The 23,468-nt window shown below is 55.8% G+C and carries 24 protein-coding genes and 4 other annotated features; of the genes, 16 read left to right on the forward strand and 8 right to left on the reverse strand.

All coding sequences use genetic code 11. The features are described from left to right. Positions 1 to 9: 9 nt before the first annotated feature. The 6 genes from J5I97_RS07705 to J5I97_RS07730 all read left to right on the forward strand — a co-directional run bounded on the left by J5I97_RS07705 (position 10) and on the right by J5I97_RS07730 (position 5,148). The gene (locus J5I97_RS07705) at positions 10 to 762 is read left to right on the forward strand and encodes a Fic family protein (protein ID WP_208590846.1); all 753 of its coding nucleotides are present in this window, start codon (positions 10 to 12) and stop codon (positions 760 to 762) included. Positions 763 to 1,485: 723 nt separating this feature from the next. Further along, positions 1,486 to 1,965, forward strand: coding sequence for a JAB domain-containing protein (locus tag J5I97_RS07710; RefSeq protein WP_208590847.1), 480 nt, complete (start codon positions 1,486 to 1,488; stop codon positions 1,963 to 1,965). 234 nt (positions 1,966 to 2,199) lie between these two features. Further along, positions 2,200 to 2,838, forward strand: coding sequence for a DUF6988 family protein (locus J5I97_RS07715; protein WP_208591604.1), 639 nt, complete (start codon positions 2,200 to 2,202; stop codon positions 2,836 to 2,838). Between the two features lie 102 nt (positions 2,839 to 2,940). Beyond that, on the forward strand, positions 2,941 to 3,591 hold the full coding sequence (locus J5I97_RS07720; protein WP_208590848.1) for a hypothetical protein: 651 nt from the start codon (positions 2,941 to 2,943) through the stop codon (positions 3,589 to 3,591). A gap of 163 nt (positions 3,592 to 3,754) precedes the next feature. After that, positions 3,755 to 3,988 (forward strand): hypothetical protein, encoded by a 234-nt coding sequence (locus J5I97_RS07725; protein WP_029996120.1) that lies wholly within the window; start codon positions 3,755 to 3,757, stop codon positions 3,986 to 3,988. A 92-nt stretch (positions 3,989 to 4,080) separates the two neighbouring features. Beyond that, positions 4,081 to 5,148: an ankyrin repeat domain-containing protein gene (locus J5I97_RS07730; protein ID WP_208590850.1), complete on the forward strand. Its 1,068-nt coding sequence runs from the start codon at positions 4,081 to 4,083 to the stop codon at positions 5,146 to 5,148. A gap of 53 nt (positions 5,149 to 5,201) precedes the next feature. Here J5I97_RS07730 and J5I97_RS07735 read toward each other — a convergent pair whose 3' ends face one another. The 4 genes from J5I97_RS07735 to J5I97_RS07750 all read right to left on the reverse strand — a co-directional run bounded on the left by J5I97_RS07735 (position 5,202) and on the right by J5I97_RS07750 (position 8,308). After that, positions 5,202 to 5,933, reverse strand: a complete 732-nt coding sequence (locus J5I97_RS07735; protein ID WP_238135669.1) for a hypothetical protein — start codon at positions 5,931 to 5,933, stop codon at positions 5,202 to 5,204. A 23-nt stretch (positions 5,934 to 5,956) separates the two neighbouring features. Next, on the reverse strand, positions 5,957 to 6,556 hold the full coding sequence (locus J5I97_RS07740; RefSeq protein WP_238135670.1) for a hypothetical protein: 600 nt from the start codon (positions 6,554 to 6,556) through the stop codon (positions 5,957 to 5,959). Between the two features lie 403 nt (positions 6,557 to 6,959). Further along, positions 6,960 to 7,622: a DarT1-associated NADAR antitoxin family protein gene (locus tag J5I97_RS07745; protein ID WP_200866425.1), complete on the reverse strand. Its 663-nt coding sequence runs from the start codon at positions 7,620 to 7,622 to the stop codon at positions 6,960 to 6,962. A 44-nt stretch (positions 7,623 to 7,666) separates the two neighbouring features. Continuing rightward, a complete protein-coding gene (locus tag J5I97_RS07750; RefSeq protein WP_208590851.1) occupies positions 7,667 to 8,308 on the reverse strand; it encodes a DarT ssDNA thymidine ADP-ribosyltransferase family protein in 642 nt (213 codons plus the stop codon). Between J5I97_RS07750 and J5I97_RS07755 the strand changes: the two genes are divergently transcribed. Then, positions 8,307 to 9,112 (forward strand): IS5 family transposase gene (locus tag J5I97_RS07755; protein WP_208586475.1). Its coding sequence is split into 2 segments (ribosomal slippage): positions 8,307 to 8,637 and positions 8,637 to 9,112, totalling 807 coding nucleotides; the frame shifts between segments, so codons are not numbered across the junction. The two genes, J5I97_RS07750 and J5I97_RS07755, sit on opposite strands and share 2 nt — an antisense overlap. A gap of 234 nt (positions 9,113 to 9,346) precedes the next feature. Continuing rightward, positions 9,347 to 11,092, forward strand: coding sequence for an ATP-dependent nuclease (locus tag J5I97_RS07760; RefSeq protein WP_238135671.1), 1,746 nt, complete (start codon positions 9,347 to 9,349; stop codon positions 11,090 to 11,092). A 1-nt stretch (position 11,093) separates the two neighbouring features. Here J5I97_RS07760 and J5I97_RS07765 read toward each other — a convergent pair. Then, a protein-coding gene (locus J5I97_RS07765; RefSeq protein ID WP_208586298.1) for an IS3 family transposase occupies positions 11,094 to 12,307 on the reverse strand; the annotation gives its coding sequence in 2 pieces (ribosomal slippage) (positions 11,094 to 12,025 and positions 12,025 to 12,307; 1,215 coding nt in all). Beyond that, positions 11,916 to 12,032: a sequence feature (AL1L pseudoknot), on the reverse strand. Its footprint overlaps the gene before it by 117 nt. 62 nt (positions 12,308 to 12,369) lie before the next feature. On the opposite strand from J5I97_RS07765, the gene J5I97_RS07770 reads away from it, so the two are divergent. The 3 genes from J5I97_RS07770 (at position 12,370) to J5I97_RS07780 (ending at position 14,478) form a co-directional block, all read left to right on the forward strand. After that, complete coding sequence (locus tag J5I97_RS07770; protein WP_238135672.1) at positions 12,370 to 12,924, forward strand: 3'-5' exonuclease; 555 nt, start codon at positions 12,370 to 12,372, stop codon at positions 12,922 to 12,924. Between the two features lie 262 nt (positions 12,925 to 13,186). After that, positions 13,187 to 13,855: a hypothetical protein gene (locus J5I97_RS07775; RefSeq protein ID WP_208590853.1), complete on the forward strand. Its 669-nt coding sequence runs from the start codon at positions 13,187 to 13,189 to the stop codon at positions 13,853 to 13,855. Positions 13,856 to 13,977: 122 nt separating this feature from the next. Further along, positions 13,978 to 14,478 (forward strand): hypothetical protein, encoded by a 501-nt coding sequence (locus J5I97_RS07780; RefSeq protein ID WP_208590855.1) that lies wholly within the window; start codon positions 13,978 to 13,980, stop codon positions 14,476 to 14,478. Between the two features lie 340 nt (positions 14,479 to 14,818). Here J5I97_RS07780 and J5I97_RS07785 read toward each other — a convergent pair whose 3' ends face one another. Next, positions 14,819 to 16,210, reverse strand: a complete 1,392-nt coding sequence (locus J5I97_RS07785) for a site-specific integrase (RefSeq protein WP_238135673.1) — start codon at positions 16,208 to 16,210, stop codon at positions 14,819 to 14,821. Positions 16,211 to 16,292: 82 nt separating this feature from the next. Here J5I97_RS07785 and J5I97_RS07790 point away from each other — a divergent pair. The 3 genes from J5I97_RS07790 (at position 16,293) to J5I97_RS07800 (ending at position 18,995) form a co-directional block, all read left to right on the forward strand. Next, a protein-coding gene (locus J5I97_RS07790; protein WP_208586298.1) for an IS3 family transposase occupies positions 16,293 to 17,506 on the forward strand; the annotation gives its coding sequence in 2 pieces (ribosomal slippage) (positions 16,293 to 16,575 and positions 16,575 to 17,506; 1,215 coding nt in all). Further along, positions 16,568 to 16,684: a sequence feature (AL1L pseudoknot), on the forward strand. (Overlaps the previous gene by 117 nt.) A gap of 146 nt (positions 17,507 to 17,652) precedes the next feature. Continuing rightward, complete coding sequence (locus tag J5I97_RS07795; protein WP_208590857.1) at positions 17,653 to 18,471, forward strand: pesticin C-terminus-like muramidase; 819 nt, start codon at positions 17,653 to 17,655, stop codon at positions 18,469 to 18,471. Positions 18,472 to 18,500: 29 nt separating this feature from the next. After that, positions 18,501 to 18,995, forward strand: a complete 495-nt coding sequence (locus J5I97_RS07800) for a hypothetical protein (RefSeq protein ID WP_208590859.1) — start codon at positions 18,501 to 18,503, stop codon at positions 18,993 to 18,995. A gap of 479 nt (positions 18,996 to 19,474) precedes the next feature. Here the strand turns inward: J5I97_RS07800 and J5I97_RS07805 are convergent. Further along, positions 19,475 to 20,688 (reverse strand): IS3 family transposase gene (locus tag J5I97_RS07805; protein WP_208586298.1). Its coding sequence is split into 2 segments (ribosomal slippage): positions 19,475 to 20,406 and positions 20,406 to 20,688, totalling 1,215 coding nucleotides; the frame shifts between segments, so codons are not numbered across the junction. Next, positions 20,297 to 20,413, reverse strand: a sequence feature (AL1L pseudoknot). Its footprint overlaps the gene before it by 117 nt. Between J5I97_RS07805 and J5I97_RS07810 the strand changes: the two genes are divergently transcribed. Beyond that, a complete protein-coding gene (locus J5I97_RS07810; protein WP_238135674.1) occupies positions 20,681 to 21,265 on the forward strand; it encodes a hypothetical protein in 585 nt (194 codons plus the stop codon). The genes J5I97_RS07805 and J5I97_RS07810 overlap by 8 nt on opposite strands. Positions 21,266 to 21,295: 30 nt before the next feature. Then, a complete protein-coding gene (locus J5I97_RS07815) occupies positions 21,296 to 21,970 on the forward strand; it encodes a hypothetical protein (protein WP_208590861.1) in 675 nt (224 codons plus the stop codon). 141 nt (positions 21,971 to 22,111) lie between these two features. On the opposite strand, the gene J5I97_RS07820 is transcribed toward J5I97_RS07815, so the two are convergent. Continuing rightward, positions 22,112 to 23,325, reverse strand: a protein-coding gene (locus J5I97_RS07820; protein WP_208586298.1) for an IS3 family transposase whose coding sequence is annotated in 2 segments (ribosomal slippage) — positions 22,112 to 23,043 and positions 23,043 to 23,325 — 1,215 coding nt in all. Because the reading frame shifts where the segments join, the coding sequence is not laid out codon by codon here. Next, positions 22,934 to 23,050 (reverse strand) — a sequence feature (AL1L pseudoknot). It overlaps the preceding gene by 117 nt. Positions 23,326 to 23,468: the final 143 nt, after the last annotated feature.

A 23,468-nucleotide genomic window follows, 5' to 3' on the forward strand; every position in this document is an offset into this window, starting at 1 on the left:
TTAGTATCGATGCTCGTAAGTCAGTTTGTTCCTCCTAACAAGGTCGATGTTAATTTGCGACTTGGCAAACGGCTTGCGGGTTTGGAGTTGGCGCGGTCTGATCTGGTTGACCGGCGGTATGTATCGCAGGCGAACGAGGCGCTTCGAAAAGAAGCAGCCTACTGGCTAGCATTAAACCGCGACCTGCTTCACCCTCTCTCTGAAAAGTGGCTTCAAGGTCATGCCAACGAGAACGGTCGGGCTTTTAGGGATCCCGCTGACGAACAAGATCTGGCAGCATATGCAAAAAAAATACTTAGGGGCAGAAAAGCTCTTACTTCTGACGAGCTAATTGACTGGTTGAGTGAAGTAAATGGCCTGACGAAGATTGCCGGAAGCGGAAAAATTCGAAAGGTTAACGTGTTCACCAGTATCGATAAAAGTGGAAGACAGACCGCGTTTTCAAATCCTGGAGATTTGCACCGTCAGTTTGGCTTGCTAAGCCAAGCAATAAACGACTGGGAAGAACGCCCTGCTTTTCGTGCATTGCTAGTGCTTGTGGGAGTGCTGGCAATACATCCTTTTGTTGATGGGAATGGCAGGACTGCTCGAGCCTGCTTCAATGCCATGTTGTTTGATGAACCACCCATTACCTTTATTCCAGTGCGCTTGGTGTCTGATTGCTCGTGCGGTGGGTTTGAGATCAGATTGCGAGATGTGATTTTTAACGGAAGTTGGGGGTCTCTTATTGCATATTTTTCAATCGTTTTTGAGCTTTGTTAGGTTTCAACAGCTATCGCTTACAAAGTCATGTTTAATTTCTGCATGCTATTCTTGCACAGGTGCCGGCATCGTGTTTCAAACTCTAAGGCGTCAGCGGGCAGGCTAACCACCTCGAAGGCGACGGCCAGGGTTCTATGGAACCGTTGCTCGGTCGAGCGGATGAAAAGTGTGCCACGTTTCCACGCGCATCCATGGGTCCAGGGCAGCCTCTAGTCTTTTATTTCCCATGTCTCGGTGCCAGTCCGGAGATGCTGCCGAGTGTCCCACAGTTAGGCGGCATTTCGTTGAGATGAGCGCCCCAGCTCCTGCACTCGAAATATGTTGAACACGAGTGCTTTTTTTTCGGGGAGGGCGATGCTAAAGGCGCCCATCAACTGTCAGTAGATTGCGAACAATGGGATGCCGGCAGTCGGTGATAAGGCGATTGCAGCAATAGCAATAGCAATAGCAATAGCAGGCGGGCAGCATGCAGCCCTCTTGGCGCTTCAACCACAGGCATGGGAGTCGCACATCACCATTTTCCACCACCGCTGAGCTTCTCTCAAAGGGACCTTAGCTTCGCTGTCCCGACCGCAAAGGCGAGCCTCCTCCTCGACGCTGACGCTGTGTTGCGGCCCTCCGCTGTGCGCCGCTCGCGCGGTGCTCGCTCTCGGGTGCGGTAGGGCCGGACGCTTCGCCTGTCGGTTCCCACGAGGCGCACAACGCGCTGGTGGAGAAAAACCGATGAAGCGCACCCAAGACATCAAGGCTCAATACCAACTCCAGATGGACGAGGAGGGCATCTTGCTCGCCGCCGCGACCATCCTGGAACAACGTCTTCAACGCCAAGGCCGCATCCACAGCCCTGAGCAAGCTGGCGACTACCTCATTGCCCGCTGCGCTCACCTGCCGCACGAAGTCTTCGGTGTCGTCTTCCTGGACATCAAGCATCACATCCTGGCAACCGAGCATCTCTTCTTCGGCACAATCGACGGCTGCGAGGTGCACCCTCGGGTGGTCGCCAAGCGCGCCTTGGATTTGAACGCTGCTGCTGTCATCCTTTTCCACAACCACCCTTCGGGCAATCCGGAGCCAAGCAATGCAGACCAGCGGATCACCGGCCGCTTGACGCAGGCGTTGGCACTTCTCGACATCCGGGTGCTGGACCACCTGGTGATCGGCGGGCGTCAGCACACCAGCCTTGCAGCAAGAGGGTGGGCGTAGCCCTCCCTCTCTCTCATCGATTGTTGGCAGAGGGTCACCAGTGCGCCTGATCTTGCAAAAAATATGGCACTACGCTTGAGTCCGGTCTTCAAGTTTCTTTCGCCGCTTACGCCATTACGGCAAGATCCAAGAGAAAGAGAGGCAGCTGAAAATTTTTACGGCATCGAAAAAATTGAAGGAGGGGGTTGTTGATGAGCCATGATGCGATCCAACTGTTTCAATACTTGGGGAGGCATGATGTCTGAGCGGGTTCAGAAGCTCTTTGAAGGTTCTGATGAGCTATTGGAGGCGTTGGCGCCCATTACCGCGGCTCCGCCATTTGATCAAAGTGATCGACTGCAAGTTTGTCGCGCGCTATGCCTGCTTTCGATTGAGCATGCTGTTGTGAGTCGCTGCTTACTCGTAGTCGGTTCTGAGCCGTCCACCTTGGTCGTTCATCGGGCGCAGTTCGAAGCGCTGGTGCGCGCCGTGTGGGTCCTTTACTGCGCAAGCGACACCGACGTGGCTTGCTTGCAAGAAGAGCTGACGCCGATCAGTGAGTCCGTGGCGGCTCGTTTGCCCATGCTATCCAAGATGCTGATCGCTCTTGAAGCGGTGAAGCAGGCAGCCGAGCCACTGCGGGCGTTTTTGGAGTTCAAGAAATACTCTTGGGCGGCGCTCAATTCTTTTGTCCACGCAGGCGCACACGCGCTTCATCGGTTGCGAACGGGCTTCCCGCTCGAACTCGTTGAAGTTGTGGTCAAACAAAGCAACGCGCTGGTCGTGATGGCTCACATGCAACTCGCGATCACCATAGGTAGCAAAGACGCCGTGCACTGGGTCGCTACGACGGCGGATGGATTTCCCGCTGTGCTTCCTCCACGAATACGTTAGGATTTTCAGGCAAGCGCCATCGCCCACAGGCTGTCAGGCTGATGAGTGGCAAGCTTGCGGTGCAAGTTGCTTGCAGTGAGACTTGAACGAAGGACGGTTTGGATGACCAATATCAGCAAGGCGGAAAGCTTCGAAGACGGATTTTTCCGTGCAGCACTTGAAGTCATCGCGACGAGTGATGAGCGCAAGGCCATCATCGCCAGCCGTGATTTTGATGGCCTGAGGCAACGACTCGATCGATCCCCGGGCACAACGCGCTTCACCCAAGCCATGGCGGAGTTCTACCTCGGCATCCCGAGACGCCAATTCGACCAGTTCAAGCGTGAGCACGGAAATCCGTTTCTGATTAGCAAAAGCACTCCAAGATCCATTACCAAGGTGGAGCTTTTGACATGGTATGCCCAAGTCACCAAAGCCCGAGAGCAGATTCAAGAGCCCATTTCGGGCAACTTCGGTCGAACGGGGAAGGGCATTCCCTTCATTGTGATCCGCGCGTCAGCCGGCAAGATCAAGAGCGTGATCTCACATGCAGGCATCACGGGGCTCGACATGAGTGTGATCGAAGAAGCTTTCCAGCAAGGCGCAACGATTTTGGCCCTGACCATCGATCAAGCCTTGGCGCTGCCTTGGCGATCAAATGCCGAGAAAAAGCATTGGCGAAATGCCTACCGCTCTCATCTGATGACGGTCCATGCATCCAAGATGGCGTGGCTGGATCGCCAAGAGTTAGACGAAGACACGAAGCCCGTTTAGCGCCTACGTATTGGCTGCCTGGTGCATACATCCAGGCGCTGGCGTTATCGGCGGCGGATGAATGGATGTTCAGGGATCGTGGCGATTTCGTCCTTTAGCGATGCGGCTGCGATGCATAGATTGCGTTCCGAAGCTTGGCACGTCGCCAAGCACGGAGAGCAAGATGAAATACACCATCGAGATCAACGGCACCGTCCAAGTCGTCCACTGGGCAACGATTGAAGCAAATTCGCCCCAAGAAGCACTTTCCAAGTGCGATATCGATGCAGTGGCCGAGAGTGACTTCGAGTTCGAACAATGGATCAGTGACCTTGTGATCGAACGTATCGAAGATGAAACCGGCACGCTCATTGCGTGTGACTACGAGGACCATGTTCCTGACATCGACGATTTGTGATTTCAGTTTCGGCCTATCTAATCAAAGGGTGCCATCACGCTTTGATCTTGACGAAAGGCGTGATGGCCTTAGATTAAATAGAAGGAGACGAAATGGAACAGGCAATTAGAAATAGTATTAGACAGGCAGTGAAGCGGGGAAGCGACGCATATCTGCAGTCGCTTTGTCGGGCTCAGGATGATGCTGATGCTGCGGCACGCTACGCCGTTGAGGTAGCGATCAAGAGCGGCAAAGAAGGCTTGGTTGATCAACTGGTGCCACTGTTGTCGAAGTCGTTTGCGGTCTATCCGCTTGATGTCGCCGCCAAGGCGGGTTCGGTGCGGGCAGTTGAGCAGCTCATGGCGTTTTGCGACGCAGAGGATGACGAGGCATTGGTGCTTGCTGCCAGGCACGGGCACAAGGAGTGCGTCAAACGACTGCTCAAAGAGTGCAGCCCTCTGCAACACGACTCACTGGCGCTGTATGAGGCGGCGCGCCATGGTCATGCTGATGTGGTCTTTCAGCTAGTCGTTTTTTCAGATGCTAAAGCCCAGGACAGTCGAGCGCTGGTCGCCGCTTGTCGGGAAGGCCACTTGGAAGCGGTCAAGCATTTGCTGCCTTTTTCATCGAAGATCCAATGTGCGCTGCATGGCTTTGCGGCGGCTGCGGAGAACAATCATGCCGAGGTCGTTGAGTTCCTGATCGAAGCTGGTCTTCCAGATCCGGAAGACACGTTTTCGTTGGGTCTCAATGTTGCTGTTGCCAAAGGCCATGAACAGTTGGTGCGGACGATACTTTGGGCGATCGTCAGAACAGGCCATGCGCCGCGCGACTTTGGCGAGGAAGCACTGTTCGCTGCAGCAACGAAGGGCGATGCAGGAATGGTCAAGTCGATCTTGGAGTTCGCCCACAAGACCGCCTATCCAGAGGCCGGCTTGTTTGCTGCACTCCAAAATGACCATGATGAAGTGGCGGATGTTCTGGTTCGCCGAGTGAACTTAGATCACGTGCGTGAATTGATCTCGGACGAAGAGATCGAAGAAAAGCTAGACAATTTGATCGCCAAAGTCGAGGCTACGAAGCAGCACAGAGAGCTTCAATCCAACGAGCGCCAGAGATTTGCGCAGAGCAATACGTCAAGTTCAATAGAGAAGAGCCCTGCTCGCGGCGCACGCTTGTAGCGGGGGCTGTCGAAATGCGCCTGGATGTCACCAGCTTCCTCACGCCGCTGCTCCTAAAGACCCACTCTTCGTATCTCCCAATCGCCACGCGATAGGGTTCGGACCTGATGGAGGTCAGTGTCGTAGATGGCGATCAGGTCAGAGCTGCTGGCAATGATGTGGCCTCGGATCTTTCGCTCACCCTTTTCCCAGAGTTCTGTATCGCCTCGCGATACCGGACCAAGGAGGCGACGCTTCTCAGTAACTGCTTCCTTCTTTCCGTAACGCTCCCCAATCACGCCTGGGATTGTTGAAACGAGCAAGCCAACGGAATACAGCGTCAATGCTAGATAAATTCCCGAAAAGGCTATACCTCCTGAGGTGAGGCCAAGCTTTACTCGTGTATGACGCCGATAGAAATCTTGAAGGCGACCATTGCGAACCGATTGTGCGGGGAGGCGGTAAACCCAGATAGCTAGCCATAACGTAAAAAAAGCGATCGCTATTGAACCCCAAGGAAAAGCGCTGAACATTCCGAACCCTTGAAGCACAACGGCATAGTAGCCGCGAACAACCTTCCAGTCGGCCGATTGGGGAAATAGATCGGCTTGAACGCCCCAGGCTCTGAGATAGCTCGTGTAGGCAACATGTCCGCATCCGTGAAGCACGATTCCAGCCAGCGTCGTCATGGCAGCTAGGCTACCGACGAAGCGTGTGATGGACCACGACCGTCTGGAGGACGCACTATTCGGGTCTTCTGGTGAAGAGGTGGAACGCTTCGATCGGACAATTTTGATATGGCGCATGGTTGTCGTATTCGATGAGCTACTCAGCTACTTTGATCGTTCCGCAAGAATCCGATGTGATGCACCGAATTGACATCAGCCATAAAACGCCCTGAGCCTGACTCTCGGGCGTAATCGAAAAGGAGAAGATAGTGGCCAACCATCTCATCGATGCTCGATAGGCCATAACGTGCGAGGATCGGGGGGATCTTGTCCCGGTGAATGGCGATACGGAAGCTCTGGTGCGTGGGGCCGAAGTTGGAAAAGTAAGTGTTATGGCCCTGCCAGATGCTCCAAGATCTGACAAGGCCCCAGAACCCTAGCCAGCGACCGGTGTGCTGCGCCATGCTGGCCGATTCAAAACGCACAAAAGCGTCATGGACCGCCAACTCAGGTCGGTCATTGCCTGGCATGCGAATCATCATGGCGCTTGTCTTAAAGCTCGGCCAATGCACAAGCTGTTCAAGAAGCTTTTGAGGACCGCGCGATACCGACTTCGTCGATCGGGTCTGGTCGCCGCCGGCACGAGATCGGCTTTCGCTCTCCGTTGGTTCACCCGTTGAGGCGTTATCGGCCGAGCCTTCATCTTGATCGGTCAAAATCCGAACAATCAGCGTAGTGTTTCGCTGCTCCCAATGAGCCACAGTCCGATCGGTATCATCGTCTTCCCATGGATCACCATAGCTTCGGGTGATGTCGCACTCGTCACCGTGGGGTAGGGCATAGAAATGCGCGACCTTGCTTCGTCGCCCTGGGCTGGGCCTCGACGCTGACCTGAAATGAGCGGTTGCCTCGCAATAGGGGCAGCGCAGATGGGGCTTCAATGCCCGGCGAGCAGACGGATCCAAATCAGCTACCTGTTGGGCCGTGTAGTCCTGGTCACTCCGACGATCCCTTGCTTTGTCCATTAGACCCCCTGTCTTGCCTTGCATGCTTTCAGGGGTTACGCCGGCAGTCAAGTGGCCGTAACTTTGATGAAGGAGATCAGTTGGTGGGCTTCAAAGAATTGGAGAAAGGCGATGCCAATGGACGACGGGGTGAGAAAACTCAAATCAGTGGGCTTTGGATAGTATTGTCTTCGCGCGCGTTGCTGATGACGCCTGTCTTGACGGTCGACAGATATAACTCCTTGTCTTTGAGCATCGTTTCGCTCAACAAGCCTCGCTCTTGAAGCGAGACATAAAGCGCTGCGGCGTAGGCTTGGCAATTGACTGACTTGTCCGGGTTAAACGCGATGTCCGAAAATGCTCGGTATGTGAGCACTTGTTCGGAAAGGTCCGGCTGCTTGTGCAGGGCGTTCATGTAAAGCCAGTCATAGAATGCGGTTCTTGGTTCTAGTTCCCAATCAACATTGAAGAAATGGAACTTGATCAATCGGCCGCTTTCTTTCAAGCGCGGATCGCGCTTGGCGTCGAGGGATCGCGCGTTCAACAAATCTTTGTAGGGCCCGCCATTCTCGAAGACTTTACTTGCTTGAAAGGCACACTCCAAGCTAAATTCTCGCTCGTGCTTGACTGTCTTGATCATCAAGTTGAAAGCGCTCAGATCAACCCCAAGTGAATCGGGGGACTTGCTGGATATCTCTAAAACTCGATCAACGCCAAGCTGCCGTTTTGCTTGGTCGTGAAGTGATGCAATAGATTTCTGCGACTGGCTTATGGCCATGCCTGGGTGCCACTGGAACTCCACATGACGGGTGGAGACCAGCATGGGTCCATCGAAGCTCGGCATGAAGATGGGGCGAGTCGCCACGCTTAGGTCGCCTGTTTCCAATGTGCAAAATCCTGGCGACCACTGAAAAGAGCAGGTGCGTGGACTACATACGTGCCCGCATGCCTCGAAAGGATGCGGTTCTTGTCTTCGCTAGTGTGGGTGGCTAAGCCCATCAAGTATGTCGGTGGAATATCGTTCAGCACTAAAACTTCTGCCTGCGGATCAGTGGGATAATAGTTGGGAATGCCGAGCGAGCTTCTTGTCTTCCCACTACAATCACCATACATGTTCTGGAACGGCGCCAGGCCCATCCGTTGAGCCAAAGTGCTTGCTGTTACCGCATTTGATGCGGCATTGGTTGTGCAGAAAGCACATGGTAGCATCCAAAGCACCGAAGGCATAACCGCTATGACCACCCACTTCGTGTCAGGGTTCTTTATCCTGAGTGGGTAGAACATCTTATAGTTGGGAAAGCCAACTGAGAGGCAGATGGCGGAGGTGCGATCAAGACGAAAGTCGTCATTGAAGACCGCGCCTTCTGAGCTAGACAGCTGATCACGCCGCAACAACCCTCGACTAAGGATGGAAGCCAAATTCTCTTCGCGCGTGAAGTGGAAGAGGGCCTTAGAGCGTCTAACAAAACCCCTTGAATCTTGTCTCGCCGGTGGCAAAATTGCGGACATGACACGTCGCAAAGAGATCCCCATTGCGCTGTGGAAGCGCATCGAGCCGCTGATTCCCCAAGTGAAGCGTTCGCCCAAAGGTGGACGGCCGCGCATCAGTGATCAGCAAGCCCTCAACGGCATCGTCTATGTCTTGCGCACGGGCATGCCATGGGAAGACCTGCCTGTGGAACTGGGCTATGGCAGCGGCATGACCTGCTGGCGCCGGTTGCGTGATTGGCAAGCCGCCGGTGTGTGGCATCGTCTGCATCAGGTGTTGCTGACCGAGCTGCGTCGCGCCCAGAGGCTGGATCTGAGCCGAGCCAGTCTGGACGCCGCCAGTGTGGCCTCCCCCCGGGGGGCGCCTACACCGGGCCAAACCCGACCGATCGCGGCAAACTCGGCAGCAAACGGCATCTGATCGTGGACCGCAACGGCGTGCCCTTGGCAGTGTGCGTCACCGGCGCCAATCGGCACGACTCGGTCGTGTTCGAGGAGTTGATCGACGCCTTGCCGCCAATTGGTGGCAAACCAGGGCGCCCGCGACGTTGGCCAGACAAATTGCACGCCGACAAGGCTTACGACATCGACCGCTGTCGCGCCTTCCTCAAGCAGCGCGGCATCATTGCGCGGATCGCACGCAAGGGAATCGAGCGCAACGACCGGTTGGGCCGTCATCGCTGGGTCGTCGAGCGCACGCATGCCTGGTTCGCAGGCATGGGCAAACTGCGCATCCGCTTTGAACGCCGCATCGATCTCCACTTGGCGTTGCTCTCGCTTGCATGCTCCATCATCTGCTTACGGCTTCTTCCTGGGTTTTGTTAGCCGCTCTTAATGCCGCGCTCGGTGACAAACTGCTGGATATTTGCTGCCATATTGATTCCTTTCAATCTGCCTAACGATGCTTGAGGAGCGCGAGACCATGCCGTGCGCTTCCCTAGCACGACCTCACAGAGGCCTTATCGGCCGCAAGGTCAGAATCTTGAAGTCGAAGCGTTACGTTTCAGGCGGCAGGCAGTAGCGTTACGATAGGGAGGCCCATAGGGGGCGGAACAGGGGATGTTCATGCAGTTGGCAGTCGTCAGGATTAGTAATTTCTGGTCCTTCGGTCCAGAACCAGTTGAAGTTAAGCTGGATTCGATGACTTACCTTCTAGGCCCAAATGGGGCGGGTAAGACCGCCGTTCTAACGGCCTTGGCGCGTATGTTCGGCACCACAGGGGGCATGCGCGCTGTGCTCCCTTCCGATTTCCATGTGGCAATGGGCGAAGTTCCAGCGGAGGGGAAGGCCGCGAGTCTATGGATCGAGACAGACTTCACGTTTCCCGAGGTCGAGGAGGGCGAGGGCACCGCAGCTGTTCCGATCTTCTTCTCTCACATGCAGCTCCAAAGTGCGGGCGAAGTTCCCGGGGTGCGCATTCGCCTCACGGCTGAAATGGATGAAAGCGGAGAGATCGAGCAACGCCTGGAATACGTATTGGCAGCCGACGAGGACGGCGCGCCTACGCAGCTTCGAGGTATGCCAAAGCTGGATCGGCAAGCCATCCAGGTTCACTATCTTCCGGCCCGGCGTAACCCGGCTGATCACATCGCATACAGCGCAGCCTCACTGCTCGGAAGGGCCCTCCGAGCGGCAGACTGGACCGCTGAGCGCACCAAGGCAAACGATCTATCTGAGCAGCTCGGTGCAGCAGTCACCGAAAACGCGGGCGTCGCAGCCTTCGGTAAGGCACTTACGACAGGGTGGGGAAAGCTTCACAAGGGGAAGTTCTTCGCCTCCCCTAGCATTGCTTTTGGCACAGGCGGACTCGCTGAGGTGTTGAAGCAAGTCAGTGTTCGCTTCTCGCCCGGTCATGAAACGCCCTCAGTGGATTTCGAGCGCCTCAGTGACGGTCAGCAGTCATTGCTTTACATCTCGCTCGTGTTGGCAGCACATGCGGTTGATGTCGCGGCGCTGACCGACGCAGAGTCACCTTTTGACTTAGCTCGGCTAAGGCCGGCTGCTTTCACTTTGCTGGCGGTGGAAGAGCCTGAGAACAGCCTTTCGCCTCAGTATCTAGGTCGCGTCATCCAATCGCTTCGGGATCTCAAAGAAGAGTCAGGAGGGCAAGCGATTGTGGCCACGCACTCGCCTGCCATCTTGCGCAGAGCAACGCCTGATTTAATCCGCCATCTGCGGCTTGATGCTGATCGAACCACACAAGTCAGCCAAATCGTTCTTCCGGATGAGGCCGGAGAGGCAGGTAAGTTCGTTCGTCAGGCAGTAATGGCCTATCCGGAGGTCTACTTCGCCAAGCTCGTCGTGTTGGGTGAGGGCGACAGCGAGGACATCGTGCTGCATCGCATGCTCGGCGCAATGGGCGTCGAAGCGGACGCATCCAGTGTCTGCGTGGCGCCTCTGGGCGGTCGCCATGTCAATCATTTCTGGCGCTTACTATCCAGTTTGCGCGTGCCTTATATCACACTGCTTGACCTTGACTACGGGCGCCATGGCGGAGGATGGGGGCGCATCAAAGTCGCACATGGCTATTTGCGCCAGTTTCCAAACGGCCATCCAGTGCGCACCGCTGCTGAGGTGAATGCGCTTCCCGGATGGAAAACATCTTGTGGCGGAGAGGACTTCTTTGAAGAGCTGCGCTTTTTGAAACGTGCGGGTGTGTTCTTCTCGCTCCCCATTGATCTTGATTTCATCATGATGCGCAAGTTTCCAGACGCCTATGGTGCGATGGGGCAGCCATTGGGCGATGACGATGATTTAATAACTGCGGTGAACCGCCCCGGGATTTCGGGAGGCTGTTTGGTTTGAGTCACGCCGCTTTGGCGTAACCGGCCTGTTGTCGATAGTAAGCCTCTTCGGCTTCCGCTGGCGGAATGTTCCCGATCGACCCCAGCAAGCGTTTGTGGTTGTACCAGTCCACCCAATCCAGCGTGGCCAGTTCCACATCCTGGCGGTTGCGCCACGCGCGCCGGTGGATCACCTCGGCCTTGTACAACCCGTTGATCGTCTCGGCCAACGCGTTGTCATAGCTATCGCCCACGCTGCCCACCGACGGCTCGATCCCGGCGTCGGCCAGCCGCTCGGTGTAGCGGATCGACACATACTGCACGCCGCGGTCGGAGTGGTGGATCAGGCCGCCTTCGGTTGGACGACGCGCATGCAGCGCCTGCTCCAGCGCGTCCAGCACGAAGTCCGTGTGCGCCGTCTGCGACACCTTCCAGCCCACGATCCGCCGTGCGTACACGTCGATCACGAAGGCCACGTACACGAACCCGGCCCAGGTCGAGACATACGTGAAGTCGCTGACCCACAGTCGGTTCGGCGACGGCGCATGGAACTGTCGGTTCACCTTGTCCAGCGGGCACGGCCGCTTGTCGCTGATCGTGGTCTTGACCACCTTCCCGCGTACCACGCCGCGCAGGCCAAGTGCGCCCATCAGTCGCTCCACCGTGCAGCGGGCCACCGCATAGCCCTCGCGCTTGAGCTGCCGCCAGACCTTGCGCACGCCGTACACCTGTCGGTTCTGCTCCCATACCCGCCGGATCTGCGGGCGCAGCGCCTGGTCCTTCCACCAGCGGTTCGGGCGCAAGTTCGCGTCCGCTTCCCGCTGCGCGTGGCGGTAATACGTCGACGGGGCAACCTGCAGCACCTTGCAGATTGGCTCGACCCCGTGAACATCGCAATGTTCGGTCACGAACGTGGTCAGGGCTTGAAGCGGCGGTCGAGCTCCGCCTGGGCAAAATACGCGCTGGCCTTGCGCAGGATCTCGTTGGCTTGCCTCAGCTCGCGCACTTCGCGTTCCAGCGCTTTCATCCGCGTCCGCTCGTCCGTCGTCAGCCCCTGACGCTTGCCGGCATCACGCTCGGCCTGACGCACCCAGTTGCACAGCGTCTGCGACGAACAGCCAATCTTCCCGGCAATCGATTCGATCGCCGCCCACTGCGAGCCGTACTCGCCCTGATGCTCCCGCACCAGCCGAACCGCGCGCTCTCGCACTTCCGGTGAATATTTCGTCTTGCTCATCGCCCCATCTTCTCAAGAGTTGGAGCCTCCCGAAATCCCGGGGCGGTTCAGTTCTGTATGCTTTGACCGCACAGGACGATGACGAGCAAGGCGACTGGATCAGGCTGCTGAGTGCCGCTCGTGATCGTGTGGGTAAGGGGCTTTTCGCTGATCACGCGGAGCTTGCCTTCGAGCAGTTGCAGGAAGTCATGGCGTTGATTCCGATTCCAACACTGCTGTTGCTCTCTTCCGAATACGATCCCGGGCGCGTTGCCGAAATTTTGGGTCAGGTCTACGAGGTTCTCGGGAATTTTATTCATCAGCACCACGATCTGGACCAAGCTCTGGCAAGATTTCTGGACGAAGGGTCAGTCCGGGTGATGACGATCCACAAATGCAAGGGCATGGAGTTTGAGTGCGTCGTTTTACCGTGCACAGAGCAGGAGACTTGGTGGGGCGATCGAGACGAGAACCGAAATGCCTACTTCGTCGGTGTGAGTCGAGCCAAACAGAACCTTATCGTGACTTATGTGGACCGAAGGAGCAAGCCTGCTGGCGCTACATCACGCTGGGATATCGCACGACATCCACAGGAAGAATTCATCGGGTATGTTAACGCTGGGGCACTTGCTCTATAACGCTAGGTGACAACCGCTGCTGCGGATCGGATCGTGCCTGTATTGGCGACAAGGCTAGCTGGCCTCCCTTGATAGAAATAAATATGGGATGCCGCTGCCAAGTAGCTCATAGTAATATTTGGGAGGTGTTGCGAATGCCAGCTTTGCGGGGAATGGGCAAATAGAGAGGCTAGAACAGCGAGATCCGCGAAGCGAAGGCGTACAAGCTATTATTTTATTATATATTATTCTTTTTAAGAATTTAATTTAAGGTGGGGAACAGATGAAGATGATGCTCGCCAGCGAAATGCGTGCAGGTGACGTTTTGCTTTGTTATAAGGATGCGAAAATTGACCCGGTTGGTAAAGGCATCACTCACGTTACTGACAGCGAATACACACATGCTGCCATTTGCATCAGCTCTAGCGTTGCCGCAGAGGCAACGGTCTCGGCTGGCGTATCTAAGGTTCAGCTTGAAAGCCTTATCGAACGTTACGATCACGTTGCCGTATTTCGTCAACCTGATGCGTGGAAACCTGCATCGCGCATTCAAGTCATGAATGAATTTATAGATTACATCGTTGCATCCGAGGCAAAATACAACTTGCGCGATGTAGTCACTTTCAAAAATCGTAGAAAATTTCATCAGCTTTCAATTAGTGAGCAGCTTCACGCGTTTTTTAACGGAACTTACGTTCCTTCACCTATCGAAAAAGGAAGATATTTCTGTTCCGAACTTGTGGTGAGTTGCTTTGTCATCACCGGATTCATCGATGCAAGTGCGGAGGTCCTCTATAAGCCTAATGTCATATCGCCGGGAAAATTAGGGAGAGATTCTACGTTTGGTACATTTTTGGGATATGTTTCTTGCAAACCAAACTACTCGATCCCTGCCGCCGATGAATTTATCAATTACGCTACGTTGGATCAAATATTCGGCAGTGGAGTATAGCTGCGGGTTAATAGATGGCATGCGCAAGCCACGGTAGTCAAAGATGGAAGTCCAAAGATCTCGTTCAGCTGTTAAATGCAACAGCTTGACCGGCCAAAGGCTAGGGACGCAAAATATCGAGGATGGAAATGGTGCAAATTGCTATGGGCAGCGATCGGCAGGTATGGGCTAATTACCTTGGTCGAATTATTTTTTCCATGAATGAAATTGACTGGATTCTAAGTCGAATCCGTGTGGAAGTGTTCAAGGCCGAGCTGTCATCTATTTGGCTCAGCAAGACTTTCTCTGAACGCCTCGTTTCTATCGCAGAGAAGATAAAGCAAGTGCCAGGTTCTCCCGCAATGGATGAGTTGAAGCGGCTCATCGAGCGTACCGAGCCTCTTAATGAAGTCCGCAATCACGTTGCCCACGGGATGCTTGGGCTGGTCGGCGCGCCTGAAGGCGCACCACGCGGCGCTTCATTCGTCATGATTCGGTATAACAAGAATAAGATGCACGAAATAACGTTTAATGTGCTGGTGGAAAGAACGAAGGAGGCGATGAAGTTGGGTGATGATTACTCTCTATTCTTTGCCAAGTGTCAGTTGCACGCTGATTTCATTGCGCCGTATGCGCGCAACTAGATGGTCGCAGGAGTGTAGCAAAAAGGAAGGGATTCTCCTCATTCAGAATATTTTTTAATATTGGCCGGAGCGCTCGCTGCCCAGCACTAAATTGACATGCGCTCAGTTTCCCCACTAAGCGGACTCACATAACTTTTGTTCGAACTCCTTATCATCCGCAGCGAAGGTGAGGAAATAGCCATGGCGCACTATCGGTTGAGTTTCACGGGACCAATCTCACTAGCCTTGCCAGAGTAATACGATTGTGATTTTTAAAGGGGGCGGCGTGACCTGGGGCGCTGTTTCTTCCTAAAGTTACGTGTTATTCAACGACGCCCCGGCCACGCCTAGGTGCAACACTTTATGGATAAACCTTTGCCCCTTTTCTCAGTCGCTCTTTGAATTGACCGCGCACATAGCCAGGCAGCGTTACGGATGGCTGATAGTGGCTAAGCGCTTCAACTTGGATCTTCCGGATGTTCCCGGCCGACTTGTGGACATAGTTGTCTTGGAGCACAGGCGCCTTCTTGTTCAGCGCGTGGCCTGTGATCAAGGCAATGTGCTCTACCCGCACGCCCTTGGCATCTAACTCTGTCGCAAGCGTATGGCGAAAGGCGTGAGAGCCGATCCCCTTGCCAAAGCCTAGGCCCTTCAAATAGGCCGCAAACTGGTTGACGAAGCCTTGGCTGTAGCGCCCGTTTGGCTCACCGGTCTTGCGGCAGGTTCCTGCAGACAAGTTGGGGAAGAGGCGCGGGTGGCCGGACGCCTTGATATCGGCCAGGAAGTCGAGGAAGCCTACCTGGATGAGGCTTGGGTGGATCGGCACCTTACGGATCGCACTCTTGCCTTTGAGGCTTTGCCGGCTGCGTTTGCCTGCGCTTTGCGCCAAGTCCTCATCCACGGTCTTCTGGATCGAGAAGCACCATACACCTTGATCTTGGACGATGTCGGCCACTTTGAGTTGGGCGATCTCATTGATCCGGGCGCCCGTAAAAAGGGCAATGAGCGGGCACCACCAACGGTGCGGATATTTCTTGGCCCAAGGCAGGAAGGTCTCGGGGTTGAAGATCTTCTGAATTTCTTCTTGGGAAAGCAGCCGCTCGGGTTCGTCCTGATCAGCCAGTAGCTCTTCCCTGGCAGGCTTGAACGCATCCATCGGCGAATGCGGGATGGCACGTGCTTTGACTAAGGTGTTGAAGAAGGACGCGAGGAAGCGCCGGTGCAGTTCTAATGTGGCATTGGCAGGCTGCGCCCGGCCCAGACGTTGACCTTTGGCGATCAAGGCTTCGACGCTCAACCACTGATTCTTGGGGTTGGTCATGAAGTCTTCGGGTGCCCATCGCAGCAGATCCCACATCTGGTAGATATGCGTGTGATCAATCCGGGCAACGGACGTGTTGCCACTCACACGCTGCAAAATGGCAAGCGTTCGACGATAGGCCTCGATCGTGGTGGTGCGCAGGTTCTGCCGCTCCTTGTCTTTGAGGAAGTCGTCGACCTCTTCAGAGAGGAGTCGCGCCGGGGTGGCCAAGGGCAGGGGCTCAGGATAGCGAGTTCCGGATCGGCGAAGTCGTCGCAGCTTTTCATGATGGTCGTAGGTCGCTTGGACCAAGTCTTGAAGGTGAAGTGCGCCAGCGCGGTCTTGAACGACCATATCTGTAAATTCGACTTTGCCGATGCGAATGCTTCGGATGAATAACTGACCTTTGGGGTGCTGCAAATATTGATGAAGTTGAGAGTGTTTAAAGTGCATCTACGATCCAATTATGAGGAGGTAGACGTTTGTGAACCGCCCCGGGATTTCGGGAGGCTCCAACTCTTGAGAAGATGGGGCGATGAGCAAGACGAAATATTCACCGGAAGTGCGAGAGCGCGCGGTTCGGCTGGTGCGGGAGCATCAGGGCGAGTACGGCTCGCAGTGGGCGGCGATCGAATCGATTGCCGGGAAGATTGGCTGTTCGTCGCAGACGCTGTGCAACTGGGTGCGTCAGGCCGAGCGTGATGCCGGCAAGCGTCAGGGGCTGACGACGGACGAGCGGACGCGGATGAAAGCGCTGGAACGCGAAGTGCGCGAGCTGAGGCAAGCCAACGAGATCCTGCGCAAGGCCAGCGCGTATTTTGCCCAGGCGGAGCTCGACCGCCGCTTCAAGCCCTGACCACGTTCGTGACCGAACATTGCGATGTTCACGGGGTCGAGCCAATCTGCAAGGTGCTGCAGGTTGCCCCGTCGACGTATTACCGCCACGCGCAGCGGGAAGCGGACGCGAACTTGCGCCCGAACCGCTGGTGGAAGGACCAGGCGCTGCGCCCGCAGATCCGGCGGGTATGGGAGCAGAACCGACAGGTGTACGGCGTGCGCAAGGTCTGGCGGCAGCTCAAGCGCGAGGGCTATGCGGTGGCCCGCTGCACGGTGGAGCGACTGATGGGCGCACTTGGCCTGCGCGGCGTGGTACGCGGGAAGGTGGTCAAGACCACGATCAGCGACAAGCGGCCGTGCCCGCTGGACAAGGTGAACCGACAGTTCCATGCGCCGTCGCCGAACCGACTGTGGGTCAGCGACTTCACGTATGTCTCGACCTGGGCCGGGTTCGTGTACGTGGCCTTCGTGATCGACGTGTACGCACGGCGGATCGTGGGCTGGAAGGTGTCGCAGACGGCGCACACGGACTTCGTGCTGGACGCGCTGGAGCAGGCGCTGCATGCGCGTCGTCCAACCGAAGGCGGCCTGATCCACCACTCCGACCGCGGCGTGCAGTATGTGTCGATCCGCTACACCGAGCGGCTGGCCGACGCCGGGATCGAGCCGTCGGTGGGCAGCGTGGGCGATAGCTATGACAACGCGTTGGCCGAGACGATCAACGGGTTGTACAAGGCCGAGGTGATCCACCGGCGCGCGTGGCGCAACCGCCAGGATGTGGAACTGGCCACGCTGGATTGGGTGGACTGGTACAACCACAAACGCTTGCTGGGGTCGATCGGGAACATTCCGCCAGCGGAAGCCGAAGAGGCTTACTATCGACAACAGGCCGGTTACGCCAAAGCGGCGTGACTCAAACCAAACAGCCTCCCGAAATCCCGGGGCGGTTCAAGGAGTTACAACGCTTATCAAAATAAGTTCAAAGGAAAAAGAGATATGGAACATTCAATAGAAAAAACGATCAGGAAAAAAATCTACTCACAGGATGGAGCGCTGTAATGAGAGAATTGACAAACGAAGAGCTGTTCTTAGTCGCAGGTGCAGCGGCCGCTGCGGACGTCGATCCAAGCGAACCTCCCACTGAGGTTCCGCCAATTGTAGTGCACCCTCCATCAGACCCGCCGCCGACTATCCCGCCATCTCCGCCAGTCGAGCAGCCAACTCCGATCACGCCCCCTGGCGGCGGTGGAAATGGCGGTGGCGAAGATGTATTTGTTCCATTGGCTGCCGAGAACAGAGTCGATAATGCGTTCATTGACAGCGTGGAGGGTGGACAACAGCTAGATGCGTATGTCCCCAACAATAACGGTGTAGTCATAGATCAAAGCGGAGTGACCGTGGCAACTGGCGTCGATTTGGGTGGCCAGACTGTCGAAAGTCTCACAGCTCTCGGTGTAGACCAAGCACTTGTTACTACGTTAACGCCCTACCTTCATCTAACTGGCCAAGATGCTCTAAATGCTCTCCAAAGTAGCCCGCTCCATATCACCGAGGCACAGGCAGATGTGTTGGATAATGCAGTTAGGTCGAATATCTTAAACACCGTCGTCAATAGTTATAATAACTCATCCGATTATGCTGACTTTTATCAGCTGCCTGGTGGCGTCCAGACCGCTATCGCAAGCGTTGCTTACCAGTATGGGCCCGGCCTTGCCACAGCAACCCCCAATTTTTGGACTCAAGTAACAACGGGGCATTGGCAGGATGCTGTTACGAATCTGAACGACTTTGGCGATGCGTATGATACAAGGCGAGATAGGGAGGCCGCACTCATTCAGCAGGATATTACGAATGGCAGCGTGCCGGGTGGCGGTTAAATCTTGACTTATATAATGTGAGGTGCTAGATGAAGAATAATAAGAGAATTGTATTAATCACGCTAATGATCTTGGCGTTATTGGTAGGCATTGCGGCCACAGCTTCGCCGGCAAAAATTAATGCTGGTGTTTTGTCGACTTACTTTGGTCAGTCAGCGGGTGACTATATTGTTCCCGGAAAGCCTCTGGTTCAGCAGTTTGGAGAAGCTCTGAGTGGTCCGCCGAATAAAGATGTTGATGCCGGGAATGGCTTGACATTGATATCAGGCTGCCGATACAAGAGCTGCATCGAGAAAGGTGCGGTTGCGATTAAGAGCGATAACACGGTCGAAGCCGCTGGGCTCATACACTTTAGTTGCAGGGCCGACACTAAAAAGTCGGGCACCTCTTGCTCAAAAGATCCTACCTTCACATTGTTCGTGCCGAGGAGTAATAAGAACCTAGATGCAGAGATATCAGTCCTGAGGTGGGCGCATGAATACGCACCAGATGCTACTTTTGAAACAGTCACGTTAGAGAAATGACGGAAATATGCCAAAAATAAGGGCGGACAGAGCCATCATTGTCTTGACATGATTTGAATTCGCTATCCCTATCTCCGTGTGAGGCCGCTTCACACGGGGATATTTTACTGGGGGTTAATTGAGAGTGCTGTTTAGAAAGAAAAGAAAGCGAAATAGTGATTTTCTAATCCAAGTATTGCATGGAGCGCTGTGATGAGAGAGCTGACAAACGAAGAGCTGTTCCTAGTCGCAGGTGCGGCAGCCGCTGCGGACGTCGATCCAAGTGAGCCGCCCACTGAAATTCCTCCAATTGTGGTGAACCCACCCCCGAGTCCGCCTCCGACTATTCCTCCTTCACCGCCAGTTGAGCAGCCAGGGCCGATCAGTCCTCCAGGTGGGGGCGGCACTCCTCCTCCAACAGCGCCGGAATACGATCTCAACTTCACGCGTGCGTTGACAGCTGAACCGCCCCGGGATTTCGGGAGGCTGTTTGGTTTGAGTCACGCCGCTTTGGCGTAACCGGCCTGTTGTCGATAGTAAGCCTCTTCGGCTTCCGCTGGCGGAATGTTCCCGATCGACCCCAGCAAGCGTTTGTGGTTGTACCAGTCCACCCAATCCAGCGTGGCCAGTTCCACATCCTGGCGGTTGCGCCACGCGCGCCGGTGGATCACCTCGGCCTTGTACAACCCGTTGATCGTCTCGGCCAACGCGTTGTCATAGCTATCGCCCACGCTGCCCACCGACGGCTCGATCCCGGCGTCGGCCAGCCGCTCGGTGTAGCGGATCGACACATACTGCACGCCGCGGTCGGAGTGGTGGATCAGGCCGCCTTCGGTTGGACGACGCGCATGCAGCGCCTGCTCCAGCGCGTCCAGCACGAAGTCCGTGTGCGCCGTCTGCGACACCTTCCAGCCCACGATCCGCCGTGCGTACACGTCGATCACGAAGGCCACGTACACGAACCCGGCCCAGGTCGAGACATACGTGAAGTCGCTGACCCACAGTCGGTTCGGCGACGGCGCATGGAACTGTCGGTTCACCTTGTCCAGCGGGCACGGCCGCTTGTCGCTGATCGTGGTCTTGACCACCTTCCCGCGTACCACGCCGCGCAGGCCAAGTGCGCCCATCAGTCGCTCCACCGTGCAGCGGGCCACCGCATAGCCCTCGCGCTTGAGCTGCCGCCAGACCTTGCGCACGCCGTACACCTGTCGGTTCTGCTCCCATACCCGCCGGATCTGCGGGCGCAGCGCCTGGTCCTTCCACCAGCGGTTCGGGCGCAAGTTCGCGTCCGCTTCCCGCTGCGCGTGGCGGTAATACGTCGACGGGGCAACCTGCAGCACCTTGCAGATTGGCTCGACCCCGTGAACATCGCAATGTTCGGTCACGAACGTGGTCAGGGCTTGAAGCGGCGGTCGAGCTCCGCCTGGGCAAAATACGCGCTGGCCTTGCGCAGGATCTCGTTGGCTTGCCTCAGCTCGCGCACTTCGCGTTCCAGCGCTTTCATCCGCGTCCGCTCGTCCGTCGTCAGCCCCTGACGCTTGCCGGCATCACGCTCGGCCTGACGCACCCAGTTGCACAGCGTCTGCGACGAACAGCCAATCTTCCCGGCAATCGATTCGATCGCCGCCCACTGCGAGCCGTACTCGCCCTGATGCTCCCGCACCAGCCGAACCGCGCGCTCTCGCACTTCCGGTGAATATTTCGTCTTGCTCATCGCCCCATCTTCTCAAGAGTTGGAGCCTCCCGAAATCCCGGGGCGGTTCACAGCGGAAGAGTCTGCCGCTCTGGTTAAATTTGACGATGCAATTTACTTTGTTAAAGACTCTATCAGCTCGCTTCCTGATTACGCTTATATGCAAATGAGCGATGGTTCAACCGTGCAGATGTCTGAAATCAAGAGTCTGATGCTCAATGCAGACTATAAGGTAAACGAAGCGGGCACTAGCTATAGCAATGGGTTTGCGACTGGGCAGTCCGACTATAACAACGGCGACCCACAGATATCAATAAACATTGACACCATCAAGGGGTATTCTGATCTAATGGGAGGCGCGAATTTCTTGGTGATGCATGAGCTGGCACATAACGCAGCAGCTGCTCGAACCCTTTACCAGAACCTCTATCAAGATGGTTTTACCAATGCTGAGTTTAATCAAAGTGAGAAATTTGCCAATGATATTGTGAGGGGCGTTGCAAATTATCTCAGCATAGGCGTGCTTGGTCCCAGTGATACAAAGGTTGTTGGTGGGTATAGTGAGGTAACTCCGACTATCGTTGTTCCAAATCCTTGATTTTACATTCGCGTTAAAAAGGTGCTTTCGATGTCCATAGTTAGGGTTGCCTTAAATTCGATTTGCGTGCTTATGCTTGCCGGCCTAGCGGTCGGGCAGGCCCGCTCAAATGACCAGCGAGAGAGTGCTGCTAGGGCTCTATGTTCAGAAAAGTCTCAGCTTAAAGGCAATTTCTATGTGGAGGGTGGGAGTGCGAATTTGGTAGTCCCCCTAGCCAAGGTAAGTAAGGTTGACAATGTCCGAGTTCATGCGATCAAAGGCACGTGCGCTCAATTTGTTGACTATTATTCTGGTGATACCTACTACCTGTCCACCAACCTAAAAATTCAGGCGAAGCCAGGGATTATTGGTGATATAGATCCTCGTCCCGAGAAGATTGATAAGGGTAATTCTCTTGCAGCTAAAGATGGTGCGCTGTCAAAGGGCGTGTTGGTCGATTCAATTCTCGTATCGCCATCACACGATCACTTAGACGACAAATACGTGGGAGCCTGGGTCACTAATGGTAAAACGCGCCTCATGACATATTCAAAAAATAAAACAGGACTTCTGAAAAAAGGAGAAGCAATTGCGGAGATCGATGGTCAAGTAGTTTCACTGGCCAAAATCGGTGCGTTGCACAGGGTTGACCAAGGGACTCTTTATGCTTTGGTCAAAGGGGACTCTTCCTTGTTGTCGGTTGCTTTAGATATTTATCGCTTGTAGATCAGGTTGCAATTGAATTCTGTGCTTATTTGAGAGGCCAGTAATGTTGGGCGTGCACAAAGGTCTTGCGGTTACATTGCTGTTGGCTGTCTTCTGCACAAGTGAACCGCCCCGGGATTTCGGGAGGCTGTTTGGTTTGAGTCACGCCGCTTTGGCGTAACCGGCCTGTTGTCGATAGTAAGCCTCTTCGGCTTCCGCTGGCGGAATGTTCCCGATCGACCCCAGCAAGCGTTTGTGGTTGTACCAGTCCACCCAATCCAGCGTGGCCAGTTCCACATCCTGGCGGTTGCGCCACGCGCGCCGGTGGATCACCTCGGCCTTGTACAACCCGTTGATCGTCTCGGCCAACGCGTTGTCATAGCTATCGCCCACGCTGCCCACCGACGGCTCGATCCCGGCGTCGGCCAGCCGCTCGGTGTAGCGGATCGACACATACTGCACGCCGCGGTCGGAGTGGTGGATCAGGCCGCCTTCGGTTGGACGACGCGCATGCAGCGCCTGCTCCAGCGCGTCCAGCACGAAGTCCGTGTGCGCCGTCTGCGACACCTTCCAGCCCACGATCCGCCGTGCGTACACGTCGATCACGAAGGCCACGTACACGAACCCGGCCCAGGTCGAGACATACGTGAAGTCGCTGACCCACAGTCGGTTCGGCGACGGCGCATGGAACTGTCGGTTCACCTTGTCCAGCGGGCACGGCCGCTTGTCGCTGATCGTGGTCTTGACCACCTTCCCGCGTACCACGCCGCGCAGGCCAAGTGCGCCCATCAGTCGCTCCACCGTGCAGCGGGCCACCGCATAGCCCTCGCGCTTGAGCTGCCGCCAGACCTTGCGCACGCCGTACACCTGTCGGTTCTGCTCCCATACCCGCCGGATCTGCGGGCGCAGCGCCTGGTCCTTCCACCAGCGGTTCGGGCGCAAGTTCGCGTCCGCTTCCCGCTGCGCGTGGCGGTAATACGTCGACGGGGCAACCTGCAGCACCTTGCAGATTGGCTCGACCCCGTGAACATCGCAATGTTCGGTCACGAACGTGGTCAGGGCTTGAAGCGGCGGTCGAGCTCCGCCTGGGCAAAATACGCGCTGGCCTTGCGCAGGATCTCGTTGGCTTGCCTCAGCTCGCGCACTTCGCGTTCCAGCGCTTTCATCCGCGTCCGCTCGTCCGTCGTCAGCCCCTGACGCTTGCCGGCATCACGCTCGGCCTGACGCACCCAGTTGCACAGCGTCTGCGACGAACAGCCAATCTTCCCGGCAATCGATTCGATCGCCGCCCACTGCGAGCCGTACTCGCCCTGATGCTCCCGCACCAGCCGAACCGCGCGCTCTCGCACTTCCGGTGAATATTTCGTCTTGCTCATCGCCCCATCTTCTCAAGAGTTGGAGCCTCCCGAAATCCCGGGGCGGTTCATCAGTGTATATAAAGGCGAGTTTGAAGGGCGAGTGTTTGCTTGGCCTCACACGACGTCGAAACTGATGAGGCTTGCCGGCGCTAGCCAATTAG

Source organism: Xanthomonas fragariae, assembly GCF_017603965.1.
Classification (GTDB): Bacteria; Pseudomonadota; Gammaproteobacteria; order Xanthomonadales; family Xanthomonadaceae; genus Xanthomonas; species Xanthomonas fragariae_A.